Here is a 19,459-nt window from a genome sequence, read left to right as displayed (position 1 = left end):
TACCGATTACTTCTCGAAATTACTTTGCTCCAATTTTTTGAGAGCTTTTTGCAAATCGAAAATGTGTAGCCAACCAACATAACCAGCGTAGAGACATTGCTTGTTATTGTCAGTTACAAAAACATGAGTAATTCCTGCCAGATTTTTACTGGTGCGAATAACTATGCCTTGAGGAAGTTGTCTCGCTATTTGCGATCGCTCTAAATAACGATAGCTGGCATCAGTCATACCAGGAATTCGTTGTAAGCGTCGAATCACTGTAGTAGCTAAATCTGATTTAAGGCTAGTTATCTGAGGATTTGACCAAAACTGCTGAATAATGGGAACAAGGCTCAAATGACACTTTAAATGAGCATGGGGAATGCGATCGACACAAACAAACTGAGAGTGTGCAAATTTAGTAGTTGCGAGATTTACCATACCATCACTACCATTTCCCAAGTCACTAGCAATACAAAGAGTGGGAATTTTTTGAGCAATTTTTTCGGCAATAGCGCGACGATTTTTGCCTAAATCTTTAGCAATACCGATACCAATTCCTAAAGGATCGATAATGCGAGCTAAATCTGCACCGCCAATAGGCGAACCGATTACTACTAAAGAATGAATTTTTTGCCACCACTGAGGATGACGATTCAAAACTTCTAACCAAATCAATCCTCCCATAGAATGACCCATAATTTTTAGAGGAACTTCTGGGTATTGAGCAATTTGTTCCCTAGCTAGGTTTGCTACTTGTTCGATTAAAGATTCAATACGCCAATAGGTTCTCAGTAAGCCTAAACTAGGAGCGAAAATCAAAGTTTTGTCGGAAACTAAAGCTTGAGCTAATCTACTAATATCATTGCCATTATCAGACCAACCATGTTGAGCAAAAAATAAAAATTCTGGTTGTTGCGAGAAACTCTTCATTAAATTTGTTGTCAGTAACTATAAGTAAAAAACTGGAAAAATCATCTTTGTCGCCATTGTAAGTTCTGTAGAATTAATCGTGTGCGAGATAAAATACACTAAGATAAGTTTGCGCCTGTGCGTCTGGTGCGCTCAATAAGAACCATGACTAGCCAAAAATCTCAAGTTAGCAAAATAATTACTCAAGCAGTAGAAGCGATTCAAGCCAAGGTTAACTATAATGTTCGGCGAAAAGCAGGAGCGCAAATTGCAGAAATTCGGATTAAAGATGGAGATCAAGAGCCACAAGTATATCCCTTACATGGCGATCGCTATAACCTAGGGAGAAGTTCTCGCTGTGACATTACCATTCGCAACGCAGTAGTTAGTCAAGAGCATTGTTCTTTAACCCGAAATAGCAAAAAACCCCGTTCTTTCATTATTAAAGACGAAAAATCAACTAACGGTATTTATCGAGGCAAAAAACGTTTTAAATCTTTTTCTCTGTTTCACGGAGAAAGTTTTACCCTTAGCCCTCCTGAATTAGCCGATAGCGTTACTATTACTTATTACAATCCCCCTCCGTTGTGGATGAAACTGCTGCGATACTCTTTATACGGCACGAGTGGCTTTTTAGGGTTAATAATAGTGTGGTTGGGTATGGAATGGACAAATATAGCAGTATATCCTTTACCTAGAGAAGCTACTCGCCCTGTGGTGGTTTATGCCGATGATGGAGAAACTACCATTAATCCTATGGCAACAGATACCCATCGCGAATTAAAAAGTCTGAATAATTTTTCCCCTTATCTTCCTCAAGCGGTAGTTGCTTCTGAAGACAGTCGCTATTATTGGCATCTTGGTGTCGATCCTTACGGAATTGCTAGGGCGGTGGTTACAAATCTCAGATCCTCAGAAGTAAGAGAAGGAGCAAGCACTATTACCCAACAGTTAGCTCGTAGTGTGTTTCCTGAAGTGGGGCGACAAAACACCGCAGGGCGTAAATTGCGGGAGATGTTAGTTGCTCTAAAGTTAGAAACTTTTTACAGTAAAGATGCCATTTTAAAAGGTTATCTCAATCGAGTTTATCTTGGCGTTGGTTTATATGGATTTGAAGATGCAGCCCAGTTTTACTTTGAAAAATCCGCAGCCGATTTAGATTTATCAGAAGCAGCTACTCTAGTGGCAATTTTACCCGCCCCCAATGCTTATAACCCAGTAAAAGACTATGAAACAGCAGTGGGTTTACGCAATAGAATTATTAGTAGAATGCAAACAAGTGGCATGATAACAGAAGAGGAAGCAGATCGCGCACGGCGATCGCGGATTGAAGTCAGCCCCAAAGCAAAACGCACCTTTTCTAATGCCATTGCTCCTTATTTTTATAGCTATGTCTGGGATGAACTAGAAACTCTACTGGGAAGAGATGTCGCCCAAGAAGGCAATTTTATCGTCGAGACAGCTTTAAACCCCACCATGCAAAAAGCAGCAGAATTATCTCTGCGTAACGCAGTATCCGAAGATGGGGCGCGGTTGGGTTTTTCTCAGGGCGCATTAGTAACACTCAACAGCGAAACAGGAGAAATTGTCGCTTTAGTAGGAGGTGTGGATTATAACGAAAGTCAATTTAACCGAGCTACCCAAGCTAAAAGACAACCAGGTTCGACATTTAAAATCTTTGCCTATGCTGCTGCTGTGGAAAGAGGAATTAAGCCCAATAAAAAATATTCTTGTGATCCCGTATCTTGGAAAGGACAGAGATACAAAGCCTGCGAACGTAGTAGCGGTAACATTGATATGTCTGATGGCTTGGCACAATCCGAAAATGCAGTTGCGCTTCGAGTAGCTCAAGACGTTGGCTTAAATAGGGTAGAAGATATGGCTCAACGTTTGGGTATTCAATCTCCCCTTACTTTAGCTCCTGGTTTGGTAATAGGTCAAAGTGAGGTCAATGTCCTAGAAATTACTGGCTCTTATGGTGCATTGGCTAATAATGGTGTCTGGAATCGTCCCCATGCAATTAAAAGGATTTTAGATGGTGGAGACTGCACAGATTACAACGATTCTAGTACTTGTCGCGAAATTTATAACTTTGATAATCAACCTGAAAACCGTCAGGAAGCTGTAGATAAAAAAGTAGCAAGATCTATGACAAAAATGATGCGAAAAGCAGTCAAAGATGGCACAGGAAGGGCTGCTAAATTAGGAGAAGGAGAAGCAGGAAAAACAGGCACAACCGATAACAACGTCGATCTTTGGTTTATTGGATACGTACCAGAAATTGATTTTGTTACGGGTATTTGGCTCGGTAATGATGATAATTCTCCAACTAATGGAAGTAGTTGGCAAGCTGCTACTTTATGGAATAAATATATGCAAGAGTTTGTGGATTAAGTTTGTTAGTGGTTAGGGATTATTTATTAATATTAATAGTTTATGTAAAATGTGATTTAATACAACCATTTAATCGGTTCGCTATCCCAAATTTAATCAAACAACTATGACAAAAGAAGAAAAGTTAAAGTTGATTAAGCAATATCTTGCTGCATACAATACATTTGATATTGATGGGATGATATCTTTATTGCACCCATCAATTGAATTCAAAAATATCTCTAACAATAAAATTAATTGTCATACAAAAGGAGTTGATGAGTTTCGCGTCATAGCTGAACAATCCAAAGTACTTTTTAAATCACGCCAACAAATTATCAAGAATTTTGACGTACATAATGAACAAGTATCGGTTGAAATTTTTTTTGAAGGAGTAGCAGCTAAAGACTTATCCAATGAAATCAAATCTGGGGATAAGATTTCTTTTGATGGGCGTTCGGAATTTTCGTTCAAAGATAGCAAAATTTGCCAAATTACAGATATCAGTTAAAAATAATAAAAATCGATCGTAGGGCGAGGCACACCCCACCCTACAAATATTTAACTCTCTTTTTCGGCAACAAAATTAAGAGAAACACCATTCATACAGTAACGTTGATTTGTCGGACGAGGACCATCGCTAAACACATGACCTAAGTGTCCGCCACAACGACTACAATGTACTTCTGTTCTCACCATAAAGAAAGAACGATCTACAGTAGTTTCGGTTGCTTCTTCTATGGGTGCATAAAAACTAGGCCATCCCGTACCACTATCGTATTTAGTTTCAGAAGTAAATAAGGGCTGTCCGCAGCCAGCACATTCGTAAGTTCCTTCATCGTATACTTTATCCAAAGGACTTGTACCTGCTCTTTCTGTACCATGTTGGCGTAAAACCTTAAACTGTTCGGGAGTTAGCTCAGTTTGCCACTCTTGCTCTGTTTTTTGAACTTCAAATTGGTTTTTCGATGTTGTCATGATTGTCAAAAATTTTATTGATTGGTACTAATTACTTATTATTGCTAAAAATTGAAACGCTGTGTTAAACATCTGTTAGATTCTTGTCTTTAAACAGTTAGAGATCGTCTTGTTCGCCTCGATTTTTAGTTTCCACAATATAAAAGTAAAATAAGACAATCCATAAACATACCAATCTAACTCCATCAGAAGCTAAAGTTGCCCAAATTGCTCCATACAAACCACGAGTCGGAATCAACCAAATATTCAGAGATACATTAAGAATGGCAGCCGTTACTTGAATAATACTGCGAATTTTCTGATACCCCGATCCTGTTAAAGTATCCGCAGCTACTAAGTGTAAAGCATTAATTGCTGGAAGAATTGCTAACCAACGTAAAGTAGAGATGGCATTTTCGTATTCTGCACCCAAAATTTTGGGAATTAAAGGGGCAAAAACTTGATATGCGACAAAGCTTAAAATACCATAACCAATAAGAAGTGGTAGCAATTTTTTAGCAAAACCAAAACAGTTTTTAATTCCTTTGACACCCTGCTTAAAAAACCTGGGATAAGTAGCATTAAATAAAGCTGCGATGGGAACATTTCCGATATTGATAAAGCGATAGGCAGAACCATAAATTCCTGTAGCTTCTAAGGTTGCCATACTAGCAAGCATTGTTTTATCGACATTATTATTGATATTACTGGCTGACATTCCAATAGAAAAATAAATTCCCTGACCAATATCTGATTTTATTCTTGATAAATTTAGCCGAGGTTTACCCGCTATTTTATTGACAGTTATCAGTGACAGAAAGCTTACTAAAATTGAGCTTATTAGGTACAAAATTGCCCAGATGTTAATGCTAGCATTACCAGTAGAGCTAATATTTTTAAAAAGAGTAACTAAACATAAAGCAGCTAGCAGTTTGCCTACTGTATTTAAAACAACCATTTGAGCAGTCTTTTTGATCGAATCTACGGCTCTAAAAGCTTTGTTACTAGCTTCAAGTAAGCCCAAACAAAATAAATCTGCCACCAATAAACAAGCAATTGTGGGTAAAGGAATATTATCAGGAAAAATAAGAGGAGATATTAACAATAAAATACTAGTCAGACAAATACTATTAATAACTAAAATTAATAAAGTATTTCCCCAATGACTTGAAAATACTTGACGGTTGACTGAAACTTCTTTAACCAAAACATTATCACTTCCTAAAGCAATAAAAGGAAATAATAGAGATGCTAAAGAAGTAACGCCCACAAAAGAGCCATAATTGGCTGCTCCGAGAGCGCGAGCTACAATAACAAAATAAGCTGCTTGGACAACCACATTAATTAATCTGGCAATTAACATCCAAGAAGCATCTTTAAATAAGCCTTTTTTTGTAATCTGAGCAATCTTGACTTTAATTACTTCGACAATGTTTGAATTCATATATTATTTCATTGTATGAATATTCATTTAAGGTTAATTTTAACTGTAATTTTGTGGTTTTTCTTTGTTGTTTGCATCAAGATTATCTACTAATAAATATATGCATTTTCTAATTTATGAGAAAACTTAATTGCTTAATTTGCGGTGACGATGATGTTTTCCTCTGAAAAAGCTGGAAAATTGACCAGATTTTTTACTTATAGCTAATGCTTATAGCGATCGCTATAAACTAATTTAATCAATAGGTAAAGATATTTTATCTAAATTGTAAAACAGTAATCTCATATTCTTATTTTTGAATTTCAAAGACAATTTTTACATTTTTCACAATAAGAGACAATATTTTTTTTAAATCAAATAAATTAATTAGCTATTATGTTTTTTTAACTAATTTATAGTGAACTACGTAATAACCGAAAGACAACATGATATCATTACCTAATTACTATTAATTGCAACTACTATGTAAACAAATAATTCCTTGAGTCTGCATTGATTATTGCTAATGCCAAGAGAAAAAATAGTCTAAAGTTCTAAAGTTAAACCAAGAAAAAAAGTTAAGAGTAGTATGTATAATAATAAGTATGTAATAGTCTTCATACTTGTAAGATACACTTTAATTCTTCCGTGTGTTGATATTTCTTCGTCAACCTTCCTTTTTCTTTTCCAAGATTAATTTTGCACTTTACCCATTCGATAAACGCGATCTTTACTATTTATCATTAAATTATCTAACAAGCATACTTCATTACTATTATAGTACGTTGGTATGCTAGCTTAATACACATTAACTACTTTATTAATTAAAAGCTCTTATCCAATTATGCTAATTTCTGTTTGCGTTATTACATATAAAAGAGATCGAGGATTGCGACGCTTATTAAAAGGTTTAAATGAACTAGTCTTTGAAAAAATAGAGCGTCCTGATATTGAAGTAATAGTCGTTGATAATGACACTGCTGGATTGGCTGCTCAAATTTGTGCCGAGGTACAACCAGGATTTCAGTGGACACTCAAAACAGATGTAGAAACTCAACGGGGTATTACCTATGCCCGTAATAAATCAGTATCTCTAGCTTCTGAGGACGCTGACTTTATCGCTATTTTAGATGATGATGAAATACCAAAACCTTCCTGGTTAGAAACTTTATTATTAGTACAAAAAGAGTATAAAGCAGATATTGTTACAGGACCAACAAGTCCTTATTTTCCAGATCAAAAAGTTCCCAATTGGATCGTTAAAGGCGGATTTTTTACTCCTCCTCGTTTCCCCACAGGAGAACAAAAATCGGTAGCTTTTACCAATAATGTTTTAGTCAAAGCAGAAATATTTCGTCAATTAAATCCTGTTTTTGATAACCGTTTTGCCATTGCTGGTGGTTCAGATGCTTACTTATTTTTAACCCTCGATAAAGCAGGATACAAAATTGTCTGGGCAGACGAGGCAGTTGTTGATGATTGGATTCCTTATTCTCGTACCAACCTCAAATGGATTTTATTCCGTGGTTATCGTACTTGGAGCAATTACAGTTCTTATGAGAGAGAGCTATATCCTTCTTTGATTCTTCAATCGATACGTGTCATCAAAGGATTAGCCCTAATTATGATTGGTCTTTTAAGATTAATACCCTCTTTATTATTGGGGAAAGTTGCAATCGCCAAAGCTCTACTCTATATTTTTCGAGGTTTGGGAACTTTGGGGGGTTTATTAAACCTTTATTATCAAGAATACAAAAATATTACTGCTTCATCAGAGTACAGTCCATCAAATTGAGGAGATTGTCGTTAAAAAAAGTCTCTAAAGTTATGTTTTTGTTTCCTTAACTTTTCCTTCTAGTCGAAGATACTGCACATTTTGTTTGGTGTAGCTTGCTTCGGCTTTTTGAATTTTATCTCTATAAGTGTCAGGTTAAAATCTTCAAAAAATCCGCCCTATTTTCCCATTTCCTGCTCTTCCCTACTCAATTTAACCATTGAAAGTCACGACGCGCGAGTCGCGCGACGGGGAGCGAGTCCTTTAGGGCGTTCCGACAGCACGAGGAAACCTTATCCCTTCGGTGTCCCTAAAGGGATATATGCGGAGCGGTATCCGTGATAGACACTTCGATATATCCGTGATAGACAGCAGGTTCACTCGTCAAAAACCTACCCTTGTGGGGTAAGAGTATAAAAGTGTGGGTGCTTAGCGGTGGTACTATACGTGGGCTACGTAACTCTTAAATATCCCGAATTAGCAATGAGTTTTGGGACAAAAGTCCAACAATGAGAATTGTTATCAGCCAACCCTATTTTTTTATAGCCTTAAGCCTCTAGCAATCCATAAAAATACAACGCCTAAATTGATGCTCTTTGAAAATTTATTTCTCTTTTGTTCTCACGAATTGCTGCTAAAGAGAAACTAACCGTGGTATACAATGCCCAAGTCATCGTGTTAAGGCTAGATAAACTACCTTCTGTCAAGTTAGTCAAAATAAGATATGTTAACCACAGTAAAGGCCAAAAACCAGCTACAGCATTACTTTTACGTAATAGAGATAATGATTTACTAATAACCAACAACAAATTAGCAATAAATAAAGTAAAACCAATAAAGCCAAAATTGACGCAAATATCCAAAAACCCATTGTGAGCATAGTGAACTCTGACTCTCATTGCTCTTTGTACGTAAGCAGAAGGTCCATCTAAACCATGCCAATAGCCATTTAAACCATAACCTAACAAGGGTTTTAACTGAATCGAATCCCAAACATAAGCCCAAATTTCTGTCCGACTAGATAAGGTTGCATCTTTTCCTAAAGTATCGAATAAAAGCTCGGCACCGCCAAATTCAACAAACCATAAAAGTCCGCCAGAGCCAACAATTAAAATTAGCAAGATAGCTGAAACCAAAATTTCATATCGCCAGCGAAAAACGCGGTAGGATAAGCAAAGAAATAACATCACCACCATCAGTCCCAAAGCAGTACTAGAACGGGACATGATACCAAAAGCGATGCTCAGAACGAATAATCCCCACTGCAACCATTTTTTTTCTTGGGCATCGATAGCCTGTAAGAAAAACACAACTACAGATAATACGATTATGGGAGAAAATACGTTTTTGTGAGTATAAATCCCTCTAACCGCACCTTCATGAACTCCCGCCATTATGCCATAATGAGGAATAGCGATCGCAAATAAAGTACTTAAACCAAGAATCGATCCTAAAGTCCATGCTAGATGATTTAATTGTTCTTTGAGGTTGTATCTACTAGCGAAATAAATTCCAAAAGCAGTAGTTCCTAAACCATAAACAACACCTCTAAAGGTATCATCTGGCATGGATGACCAAAAGTAAGAAAAAGAGGCAAAAATAACAAATGGCCAAAAAAAGATATTTTTAGAAGCAAAAATTAGAACTTTTTTCCAGCGTAATACTAACAAAACACAGGCAACAAAATAAATCAGAAGATTGATCTTGGCTATTAAAGATAGGTCAACAGTATTAATGTCAACTCCATCTCCTTCACTAGCACCCCCTGAAAGAATCAAGGGGAACAGCGCACTAGACATATGAAATAGAGACAATCGCACAAAGATTGCTTCAAAATTTTTGAATAACGAAGAGGGAGTGTTCAACATGGAGTGAAAACTATGTCTAGGAAGATTAAAGGGAACAGGCAACGCCTAATTAGAACTAATCACGATTATTAATTTAGTCGGTAAAAGATAAAAGAGAGTAAAAACGATTACCTTTTAAACTGACCAATAATGAAAGCAATTTAAACAGTTATTGTTGAAGATTTAGTCTTGTCTGAGGATTTCTTATCAGAAAAATAACCCTTACCGTACTTCGCTGAGTAAGAGTAGCGGTCACATTCTTTGCCATTAACACCATTAATAACCATACCCAGAACTTTCTGTCTAGTTGATTCTAAAGCCTCTATTGCCAGTTCCGCACTTTCGTGTTCTATAACTCCAGGGCGACTGACAAAGACAATGCCATCTACCAATTTGCTAATAGTTAAAACATCTGCGGTAACTGGGAGGGGTGGAGCATCAATTAACACAATGTCGTATTCTTTGCGTGCTTTAGCAACTAACTCGCCCATTTCATTAGAGTCTAACAGTGCCAAAGGGTTGGGAGGAATCATGCCTGAAGTAAGGAGGTCTAGCTTTGCCATCGGTTTAGAAGCGACATCTCTCACGGATGCTTGATTAGTTACAAGGTCTTTGATGCCGACTTGATTACTAACTCCCCATAGTTGATGTTGAGATGATTTGCGTAAATCACCATCAATTAAAAGAACTCGTCGACCTAATTGAGCGATCGCAGCAGCTAAATTAGCTGTCACGGTAGATTTTCCTTCTCCTGGTGCAGAGCTTGTAATTAAGATCACTTTGGGGGGTCTTTGGGTGGTCATAAATTTCAAGTTTGCCTGAATCATACGATAAGTTTCGCTGGCATAGGAATCAGGCTCTTGTTGCACAAGAACTCCTTGTCTATCGGATAGCTCATTAATAGGGACAATACCTAATACTTTATAAGGTAATTTTTTCTTGATGTCGGCGATCGTTTTGATAGTGCGGTCTTGCATATCCAGATAAATCGCTGTCAGGTTAGATAGTAGTAGACCCATGAGGATACCTAACAACATTAATGCCATACGACCAGTACTGCCGTTTTCTGGGGCGATCGCCTGTTCGATAATTTCCGCATTTCCCGTTTGCTTGTTACGCAGAATTTGTAACTCTTGCTGAGTACTCAACAAGTTTTCATAAGTTGAGCGGGCTGTTTCTACCTTTTGGTTAATCTCTCTTTCTCTTTGTTCCAATTTGGGTAGTTGTTCGGCTCTTTTGAGATAAGCTTGCTGGTAATCATAGGTAGAGCTTAGTTGCTGCTGTAGGCTAAGTTCTTCAATTTTCAGGTTAATAAATTTTTCTAAAGGATTTTCTTGGAAACGATTATCTTGTAACAAGCCATCAGAGACTTTAACTCCCGTACCTACGGCTTGAGCCACTTGTTGTTCTATGTCTTGACGAAGGTTAGCTTTTTTTTCTAAGAGACTGGAAATACTGGGATGAGAGTCTTTAAATCTTTGTCTTTCCTGGGCTAATTCAATTTCGGTATTACCTAATTCGGTAAGTATGCTTTGAACTGTGGGAGAATTACCTAACTGACTAACAGCGATCGCTTGATTTAAACTAAGACCCAATTGCTTTTGTAAACTTGCTGTTTGTGCTTGAGTCCCTTTTAGCTGAGAACCTGTAGTGGCAATTTGGCGATTTAAAGTTCCTAATTCTGCAACTAAGACTTTTTTCTCTTCTTGTAGATCGACAATTTTATGTTTAGTGCGAAACTCTTGAAGTATTGATTCGTTCTGTTTCAGTTTGTCTTCCACTTGAGGAATTTGCGTGGTTACAAAACTGTCTGCATTCTCCGTTTCTGCTTGGTTACTGCGAACTTGATTTTTAATATAGACATCCATTAAGGTGTTAACTACTTGAGATGCTTGAATGGGATCTGAGTCTTTATAAATAATTTCAATAACATCACTACCACCAACCAGACCGACTTGTAGCTTCCTTCTCAAATCTTTGGCAGTTAAAGTTTCTCCCTCTTCATTAGTTAATTTAAGAATTTCGATAGTTTGTTGTAGGACTGGTGCTGAAGAAATTACTTCTTGTTGGGTTAAAAGAGGAGTTTGGTTGTTAAGAAAAGTTGTAAGTTCTCCTACCCCTTCTCCTACGGGAAGCAGATTGTTTTTTTGTTTAAAAAGTATCTTTCCTTCAGCTTGATATTTTTCTTCTAGGAGACTTGTGGCAGCAAAAGTACTTACCACTGTCAGTAAAAACACTGCTAAAGCTGGCTTCCATCGTCTTTTTAATTTTTGAAAATAACTTGCTATTTCAATATCAGTAGATTCTCTAGATTCCTCTAACCCATAATTAGGATAAGAATTATCTGGCTGCGAACCACCATTATTTGTCAGTGAATTTACCATAAGTCCAACTATTTTGCCGATTAGTTATAAATAGATATTCTGTTATTTTTTCCCTTATATAGAAATTTATAATCTATAAAACCAGGGTAATGTTTAAAGTTTCAGTAAAGTTGTCCGTAAAAATCATGAATAAATCGATAATTTTTTTAAGCTTGCCTAAATCAAATAAAATCGATCTGTTGATAATAAAATACCATTTTAAATTAAATATTGCTAGCCAAATATTCCTAAAAATATAGGACTAGAAAAAGTTACTGAGTAGGTATACACAAAAGATTCTAAAATTTTGTTATTTGTTGCTTACTCCTAATAATCTTTTTTACTATTTTCTATTTAATTACACTAAGCTCCTAGAAGGAGAAACTTAGTGCCAAAAAATCAACTTTCAATACTAAATATGGTTTAACACAGACTATTCTTATTTTCTGTTATCTCTTAATCTATTCGCAATTTTTTTTCGAGAATCTGGAATGCTCAGCAGAACTACTAATAAGTGACTGTTGATAAACTGGAACTACTTGAGGATCATCGCGTCTCATTGTTTATTAAGCTGAAATTGGAAGTTTAGGTATTGATTAAGAGAATACAGGCTAAAAATAAACAGAAGTCTCTGAAGTTTTTCTTCAAAACCTCTTTTTGCCATAATCGCGCTCATATAGAGCGATGTTCTGTACTTAGTTCACTAGTTTACTAATTTTTTCCTAGTATTTGCTGTTGTCTTTAATATGAATTATATGAAATTTTGGTTAGCCTTTGGGATGAAAACTATAATGTTGCTCACAATCGTTGCTAGTACTTTTAGTAACAGTGCAACACTAGCTGCACCAAAATCAGATACCCATAACCAGACTATTCGGGGTAACTCTGGAGGTCCAGTGGACAGTAAAAACTGTGGTTTTGTGGCTAATACTCCCAGTTATACATTATCTTTATCGAATCGCATTGACTATATGCGAATGTTTGTCGAAGTTAACGGAGGACAACCCACTCTCTTAGTTATCGGACCAAAAGCAGATGATAGTTTTTGTGTTTTAGGAGATATGAATACAGGGTTAAATCCTGAAATATCTGGCGTTTGGGAAGCAGGAACTTATAATGTTTATATTGGCGATCGCTATGGAGAACGTCACCAATTTACTCTTAGGATATCTACGGATAAAAATTAATTTGATTCTTCACGAATCGCGCGTTCGGTTACGCCTAGATTAAGCGCGGGATCACTCGTCAATTTGCTGTACCGAGACTTCTACTGCATCGACATCTATTATGCCAGGAGGTGTGATGCGAGCAAAATGCCCATCTGTAACTTTTAAAGGTTCACTACAACTAGGGCATTGAAATTCCGAATTTTTAAATCCTGTAAATTCATAATTACATACAGGACAATTATCTTGAACAAAATTAAGTTTTAGCCACCATTGCACCCCCCAAAAAATCAGAATAGGAGCAATAAAAGCCAAAGCAACCAAAATAAAAAAGCCATTGATAATCCAGCCCAAACCAACAGAACTAGTAAGGAGGGCAATGGCAATAATGGTTAGCCAACAACCTAATCCAGAGAAGTCGTATTGTAATAGTTTATTAAAGCGATTGTTCACAATTTTACTGTCATTTCTACTAGCTTTTATTAATTCCAGTGTAGATGATCCCCTCAAATGTGAGTTGAATGGCTTTTCAAATCATAATAAGTTAAGAATCAGGAGTCGTACGGGGGAATGGTCAACACGGGAGTGGAATAGCGCAACAGCCTTGCAGGAGGGTTTCCCTCCGTAGAGGACTGTTGTAAGACAGCGCGCTTTTCCGTGACCGCATTTCCTCCCGTCATTCGCCCAGACAAAAATTACCGAGCAGGGAAAGAGAATTGTTGAAACAAGGAAGAAAGTTTTATGGCATTGCCTCATGGTGAGATAAAAATTGAAAACCTTTAAACAATAGTAGTGGGCAATCAACAATTAACCATCAACCATCAATTTTGTTCCTCTTTCCTTAGAGAGCTTTACCCGATTAAAATCTTTCACCAATACCGAAATGAATGCGGTTGTCTCCATCATCATTAATCGCATAGTCTACTCGAATTGGGCCTAGGGGAGAATTAACTCTAATTCCCAATCCATAACCAAAACCACTTCCAGGGAGTTCTCTGCGAATAGAAGGTTCGCCAGGAACATCTGCATCTGTGCCGAGTACTGTTCCATAATCAAAGAATAGTGCGCCACCAACAATTCTGAAGATAGGAAAACGATATTCTGCGGTGGCTTGGAAATAGCTTCTGCCATTAGCAACTTCTCCTTCTGCAAAACCACGAACCGAGTTACTACCACCAATGACAAAAGCTTCGTAAGGGGGTAAATCCCCTAAAACTGTTCCTGCTTGAACATTAAAAGCTAAAGCTTGAGGCCCTTCTGTAAAACGAATTATATTTAGAGGAACATAATAGCTATAACTAGCCCGAAAACGATTGAAAAAGATCGATCCAGAACCAAGGGGAACGGTTTGATCGACACCAAAACGGAGTAGAGAACCACTAGTAGGCTGTAAACGATTATTTCGTTTGTCTTGAGTTGCGCCAACGCGGAAAATAAATAAATCATCGTTACCACTATCGCTAAATGCTAGATTTTCACTTCCATCCTCATCTCTTGATATAGGGGAAACGTCGCCATCTTCGTTTTTAATGCTGACACGCTGGTATTGAAAACCTGTAGATAAAGTCCATTCTCCTCGCTCAAAAGGAGTGGGGGATATGGGACGAGAAAAGTTAACTCCTCCTCCTGTACGAACTACTCTGGGGCTATCATTACCATCTTCAGTTCTGATATCATCGTCATCTCCGTCAAATACCAAAGAAATAGAACGACGGCGGAAAGCATTAATGGTGTAAGAGGTGCGGTAGGGGTCGCCAGCAATCCAGGGGTCAGTAAAACTAACATCAAAGAGTAATTCTCTTTCCCCTAACTGAAACTCTGTTCCCAGAGTTTGATTATTGCCACCTAAGTTTTGTTGTTGATAACTGACTGTACCAAACAAGCCACTGGAGGAACTAAAACCAGCACCAGCAGCTACCGAACCAGTACTACTTTCTACTACATCTACATTGACAATTACCTTACTGGGGTTTTCTCCTGGGCTAAAGGAGAGACGTACATCTTCAAAAACACCTAAACCAAATACTCGTTGTAAGTCTCTTTGTGCTGTATCTCGTTTAAAGATGTCTCCTGATTGGAGTTCAATTTCACGGGTCACTATGAAGTCACGAGTTTTTCCGTCTGTAGGTTCGTCTTCTTCATCAAAAAATCGGACTTGAATATCTTCGATGACTCCTTCTGCAACAACCAGGGTTACAGTACCATCAGGACTTACTCTGGGAGAACCCACAACTTGAGCGAGTTCGTAACCATTTTCGGAATACCAGTCATTAACTTGTTTGATGCCATCTTGGAGTTCTCGCAAGTTCAGAATTTCTCCATAGCGATCGCTAAATATTTCCTCTAGTTTTTCTGGAGGCAAAACTTGTTGTTCTGCATCGGGAGGAATGGTTTCGATAATAACTTGACTTAAAGTCGGATTTGCTTCAACCAAAAATGTGATTCTAACCCCTAAAGGCGTATCTTCTGGAGTTACTTCGATGTTTTGAAACAAGCCTGTGGCGTAAACTGCATTAATATCTTCTTGAAGCTGAGAACGAGTAGTAGTTCTTCCTGGTTCGGTATTAATGTTGGCATAAACTATATCCTGTAATTCTTCTTCTACACCTACTACAGCTACTTCTGCTACTAATACTCTGGGTTCTTGAGAGGTTGTAGGGGTTTGGTTTTCAGGCGTGGGGGTTTCTTCTGGTGTAGGGGTTTCTTCTGGTGTGGGGGTTTCGATAGGAATTTGGTTTTCAGGTACAGGAGTTTCTTCGGGAGTCGGGGTTTCAATAGGGATTTGATTTTCCGGTACAGGAGTTTCTTCGGGAAATTGATTTTGTGATACTAAAGTTTTCGTTGTCGCGATTTTAGAAAAACTTTGATGATTTAAGAGTTGTGTCTCTTCTGAAGGAGTTACAGATAGACTAGAATTTTGTAATGCCAGAGCTTCTTTTGTGGCAATTTTAGAAGAAATTTGATTTTTTGGAGTGGTAGTCTTTCCAGAAGATTTTTGAGCTACTATTTTGGTTTTATTAGCCCCATTGTTAGTGTCTCGATCTTGGTATTTTGTAGTCAAAGATTTACGTTGAGAATTACATTGTGGGGTGTTAGTAGCTACTTTTGTCCTACAATTAGGGTGAGAGTTTCCTAAATTGTTTTTCTTCGGCTCTATTTCTACTATCTCTTGTTGAGGTAATACTATATCTGCTGAATTTGTTAATACTATAGGTCTTTCAACCAGTAAAGGAGGCTGTTTGACTGGGTAAATTTTTGTTTTTGGAGTAATTTCTTCAACTGGTTCTTGGTCATGAGTTTCTGCTTTGGCAGATAAAGTAACATTGCAACTTAATGATGTTACTAAGATAGTTACAAGAGTAGGAGATAAACGCACTGTTTTGATCCTCAGATTTTTCCACACACCCAATAAAGCAATCAATACTTTAACATTGTTCATTGGACATTTATCATTGAACAGTTTTTTTGTCTCATGTATCGATTGAGTACAGTTTAGTTTGCTGTACCAGTTAATTTGCTGTACCACACTCAGCAATCGTGACTAATTTTATGTGATAGTTGTTCCTAAAGCAGCTATTAACTATTAGATAGTTTGTATCAAAGTGAATAGTGGTAGTTTTAACCTTTAAAAGAGTAAACCTCATAGCTAACGGCTCAAGGCTAACTGCTAATAGCTACTATATATTAAGAGCAGCTAAAACTCTTTCTTGAACTTTTGAGTAAGCTGATTCTACTTGACCTAAATCTTTACGAAAACGGTCTTTATCCATTACTCTAGCTTGGGGATCGGTTTCTGTTTGATCCCAAAGACGGCAAGTATCAGGGCTAATTTCATCAGCCAGAATGATTTTTTGTTGGGAATCAAAACCAAATTCTAGTTTGAAATCTACCAGAGTAATCTGACAGCGATTAAAAAATTCTTGAAGATGCTGATTAATTTTTAATGCCATCTTATGGATAGTAGATAGTTGCTCTTCGGTTACAATATCTAATAAGAACAGGCGATCGCGTGTTAATAAAGGATCGCCCAAATCATCATCTTTAAGATAATACTCTACTAAAGGACAGGGTAACACTGTTCCCTCTTTTAACCCTGTTTGCCGACACAAGCTACCCGCAGCGATATTTCTGACTACTACCTCTACAGGAATTATTTTCACGGCTTTAACCCGCATTTGATTGGGAGTAGGACAGTCAATGTAATGGGTAGCAATACCATTAGTCTCTAAAGATTGAAATAAAGCCGAAGCAACGGTGCAGTTGATCTCTCCTTTACCTTTGATTGTGCCTTTTTTCTGAGCATTAAAAGCTGTAGCGTCATCTTTGTAAACGGAGAGCAAAATTTCAGGATCTTCTGTTGAATAGAGTATTTTGGCTTTTCCTTCGTATAGTTTGGCGATTTTTGACATTGAAAATTACTCCTGAGATACTTTAAGGTTAAGAGAAGGTTAATGTAAAATTAAGATCGACTAAAATAAGAAGATGTAATGACATCCAACTAATAGAGGTATTTAATATCAGTAGGCACAACAGAGAATAAATCTGTAAGACATTTGTTTCCTATAGGATGCATTAGTCCATCACTTTTACGACGGGATAACTCTGATTTAACGAATGAATTTGAGTGTCTGAACGATTTTATCTCTAAAAAGTCCAAAATTATCATTAATAAACCCACGAATCAACTATGATTAACAACAACGATAAGAATGATTTTTTATATCCCCGAAGCCCTTATCATGGCAAAGTTCAACCAAAGAATTTAGTTTTTAATGCCAATTTACAAGAATTTGCTCAACAAATTAGTTACATCTGTAATTTAGAAACTGGAGGCAAATTACCTCCCAATGAGGCATATAAACAAATTAAATCTTTGTGGAAAGAACTCAAGCGTAGTAAAAAAGCGTTAAATATTGGGAAGCATACTTCTGAGGAAGGAAAAAATTCTTAACTCAGCTATAGTTGACAACTATTGAGTAATAATTGATAACTGATAATATTATCCCGCTTGATACTATCTGGCTTGATGAGACGGGATGGAACTGTTAACCAATAACTGAATTTTAAGAATGTCTCGTTCAAGGGCGTTACAATACTATATTTTTGTTCGTTTGCTTTTGGCTCCTTTAATGTTGCTAACCATAGCCAGTTTAGTATTTTTGCTATTAAGAGCAACACCAGGAGATCCTGCGGATGCAATTTTGGGGACTCGCGCACCAGAATCGGCGAAAATTGCTTTAAGAGAACAATTAGGCTTAACGAAACCTCTTATAGTTCAATATTTTGATTATTTAGGTAATTTATTTCAGTTTGATTTGGGTAGCTCCCTTACAAGTAGAGGTTTACCTGTATGGGATGTAATTCAACAGTATTTTCCCGCTACGGTAGAGTTAGCTTTTTTTAGTATGGTAGTGGCGGTGACAGTAGGTATTGGAGTAGGCGCGATCGCAGCTTCGCAACCTGGTACGATATTTGATATCTTTGGGCGTTTATTTGGTATTATTACCTATTCTCTACCTTTATTTTGGGTAGGGATGGTATTACAGTTAATTTTTGCCGTACAGCTTGGCTGGTTTCCTTTGGGAACAAGGTTCCCTATCAATGTGACTCCTCCCCCTAACGTTACGGGTTTATACACTATAGATAGTTTATTAACAGGAAATATCGAGTTATTGGGTACTACACTCTATTATTTGATTCTTCCTAGTGTTACTTTGGGAATTCTCTTGAGTGGGATTTTTGAGCGCATTGTTAGGGTTAATTTAAAGCAAACCCTCAAAGCAGACTATGTGGAAGCAGCTAGAGCTAGAGGAATCCCTGAAAAAACTATTTTAATCTCTCATGCTTTTAAAAATGCCCTAATTCCCGTGATTACGGTTTTGGGTTTAACCTTTGCTGCTTTGCTTGGTGGTGCAGTTTTAACAGAAGTAACTTTTTCTTGGCCAGGTTTAGGGAACCGTTTGTACGAGGCGATTTCACTACGAGACTATCCCACAGTACAGGGTATTATGGTATTTTTCGGAATTATTGTGGTTTTTGCTAGTATTGCGATCGACTTAATTAATGCTTATATCGATCCGAGAATTAGATATTAGATACAATCTTTGATTCCCCATACTTTAATATAGTGATTACTGTCATAACTAGCAATGAATTCGCGATCGCGAATTCATTGCTAAATAAAGAATTCTTCGATGATAAGCTTTTTACCTGATGTAACCATAGTTCTGATGATGAGATAACTATAAAGTATTTTAGCAGTTAAGTTTGAAAAGTGCGATCGCTTTATAGTTTTTCTTCATGATAGGTACACTATTAATTATTTTATTGGTTGAGATTTCCATTGCGTTTTACATAGATGAAGTGGGAGAAGACGAATCTCATCCTCTGGCTTCATTAATGGAGGTTATTGGGGTTTTAATTGAAAACTATGAAGATCGTTATGTGCCAGATTTAAACGATAGTTGGTAGCCAAATCAAAGCAATTTGTACCCAGAAATAGAGCCATTTAGGTCGTTTTTTTTGAGGAAACTTTAGCCCCAATACTGTTCGGTTAAGCTAAAAGATGAGTTAATGAGAGTATTCGTAACCGAAATCGTATGGAACTTAAACCTTTAACTCTTATTGCGCCAAAAATCCAAGTGAGTGAATTATTTCCCGCTTTG

The 19,459-nt window shown here is 37.1% G+C and carries 15 protein-coding genes; 7 read left to right on the top strand and 8 right to left on the bottom strand.

Annotated elements, in window-relative coordinates; genetic code table 11:
- Positions 1–6: 6 nt before the first annotated feature.
- Positions 7–912, bottom strand: coding sequence for an alpha/beta fold hydrolase (locus tag H1P_RS05465; RefSeq protein ID WP_144864933.1), 906 nt, complete (start codon positions 910–912; stop codon positions 7–9).
- A 144-nt stretch (positions 913–1,056) separates the two neighbouring features.
- Here H1P_RS05465 and H1P_RS05460 point away from each other — a divergent pair, with 144 nt between their 5' ends.
- A complete protein-coding gene (locus tag H1P_RS05460) occupies positions 1,057–3,285 on the top strand; it encodes a PBP1A family penicillin-binding protein (RefSeq protein ID WP_144864930.1) in 2,229 nt (742 codons plus the stop codon).
- A gap of 106 nt (positions 3,286–3,391) precedes the next feature.
- Positions 3,392–3,775, top strand: a complete 384-nt coding sequence (locus tag H1P_RS05455) for a nuclear transport factor 2 family protein (protein ID WP_144864928.1) — start codon at positions 3,392–3,394, stop codon at positions 3,773–3,775.
- Positions 3,776–3,825: 50 nt separating this feature from the next.
- Here the strand turns inward: H1P_RS05455 and msrB are convergent, their stop codons facing one another.
- Together msrB and H1P_RS05445 are read right to left on the bottom strand one after the other, a co-directional pair.
- The gene (msrB, locus tag H1P_RS05450; RefSeq protein WP_144864927.1) at positions 3,826–4,242 is read right to left on the bottom strand and encodes a peptide-methionine (R)-S-oxide reductase MsrB; all 417 of its coding nucleotides are present in this window, start codon (positions 4,240–4,242) and stop codon (positions 3,826–3,828) included.
- Positions 4,243–4,339: 97 nt separating this feature from the next.
- A complete protein-coding gene (locus H1P_RS05445; protein WP_144864925.1) occupies positions 4,340–5,665 on the bottom strand; it encodes a flippase in 1,326 nt (441 codons plus the stop codon).
- A gap of 823 nt (positions 5,666–6,488) precedes the next feature.
- On the opposite strand from H1P_RS05445, the gene H1P_RS05440 reads away from it, so the two are divergent.
- Positions 6,489–7,439, top strand: coding sequence for a glycosyltransferase family 2 protein (locus H1P_RS05440; RefSeq protein ID WP_144864923.1), 951 nt, complete (start codon positions 6,489–6,491; stop codon positions 7,437–7,439).
- Between the two features lie 560 nt (positions 7,440–7,999).
- Here the strand turns inward: H1P_RS05440 and H1P_RS05435 are convergent.
- Positions 8,000–9,286, bottom strand: a complete 1,287-nt coding sequence (locus H1P_RS05435) for an O-antigen ligase family protein (protein ID WP_144864921.1) — start codon at positions 9,284–9,286, stop codon at positions 8,000–8,002.
- A 140-nt stretch (positions 9,287–9,426) separates the two neighbouring features.
- The gene (locus H1P_RS05430; protein WP_144864919.1) at positions 9,427–11,649 is read right to left on the bottom strand and encodes a GumC family protein; all 2,223 of its coding nucleotides are present in this window, start codon (positions 11,647–11,649) and stop codon (positions 9,427–9,429) included.
- Positions 11,650–12,383: 734 nt separating this feature from the next.
- Between H1P_RS05430 and H1P_RS05425 the strand changes: the two genes are divergently transcribed.
- A complete protein-coding gene (locus tag H1P_RS05425) occupies positions 12,384–12,815 on the top strand; it encodes a hypothetical protein (RefSeq protein ID WP_144864917.1) in 432 nt (143 codons plus the stop codon).
- 51 nt (positions 12,816–12,866) lie between these two features.
- Here the strand turns inward: H1P_RS05425 and H1P_RS05420 are convergent, their stop codons facing one another.
- The 3 genes from H1P_RS05420 to purC form a co-directional block, all read right to left on the bottom strand.
- Positions 12,867–13,247, bottom strand: coding sequence for a hypothetical protein (locus H1P_RS05420; protein WP_144864915.1), 381 nt, complete (start codon positions 13,245–13,247; stop codon positions 12,867–12,869).
- Positions 13,248–13,653: 406 nt separating this feature from the next.
- A complete protein-coding gene (locus H1P_RS05415; protein WP_425461524.1) occupies positions 13,654–16,170 on the bottom strand; it encodes a BamA/TamA family outer membrane protein in 2,517 nt (838 codons plus the stop codon).
- Positions 16,171–16,471: 301 nt separating this feature from the next.
- Positions 16,472–17,194: a phosphoribosylaminoimidazolesuccinocarboxamide synthase gene (gene purC / locus H1P_RS05410; RefSeq protein WP_342799533.1), complete on the bottom strand. Its 723-nt coding sequence runs from the start codon at positions 17,192–17,194 to the stop codon at positions 16,472–16,474.
- A 287-nt stretch (positions 17,195–17,481) separates the two neighbouring features.
- Between purC and H1P_RS05405 the strand changes: the two genes are divergently transcribed.
- The 3 genes from H1P_RS05405 (at position 17,482) to H1P_RS35785 (ending at position 19,265) form a co-directional block, all read left to right on the top strand.
- Positions 17,482–17,745 (top strand): DUF7219 family protein, encoded by a 264-nt coding sequence (locus H1P_RS05405; RefSeq protein ID WP_144864909.1) that lies wholly within the window; start codon positions 17,482–17,484, stop codon positions 17,743–17,745.
- 118 nt (positions 17,746–17,863) lie between these two features.
- The gene (locus H1P_RS05400) at positions 17,864–18,889 is read left to right on the top strand and encodes an ABC transporter permease (RefSeq protein ID WP_144864907.1); all 1,026 of its coding nucleotides are present in this window, start codon (positions 17,864–17,866) and stop codon (positions 18,887–18,889) included.
- A gap of 205 nt (positions 18,890–19,094) precedes the next feature.
- Positions 19,095–19,265 (top strand): hypothetical protein, encoded by a 171-nt coding sequence (locus H1P_RS35785; protein WP_186375851.1) that lies wholly within the window; start codon positions 19,095–19,097, stop codon positions 19,263–19,265.
- The last annotated feature ends 194 nt before the right edge of the window (positions 19,266–19,459 follow it).

Source organism: Hyella patelloides LEGE 07179, assembly GCF_900659865.1.
Lineage (GTDB): Bacteria > Cyanobacteriota > Cyanobacteriia > Cyanobacteriales > Xenococcaceae > Hyella > Hyella patelloides.
Note: the sequence above shows the minus strand (reverse complement) of the source record. Positions and strands in the feature narration are given on the sequence as shown.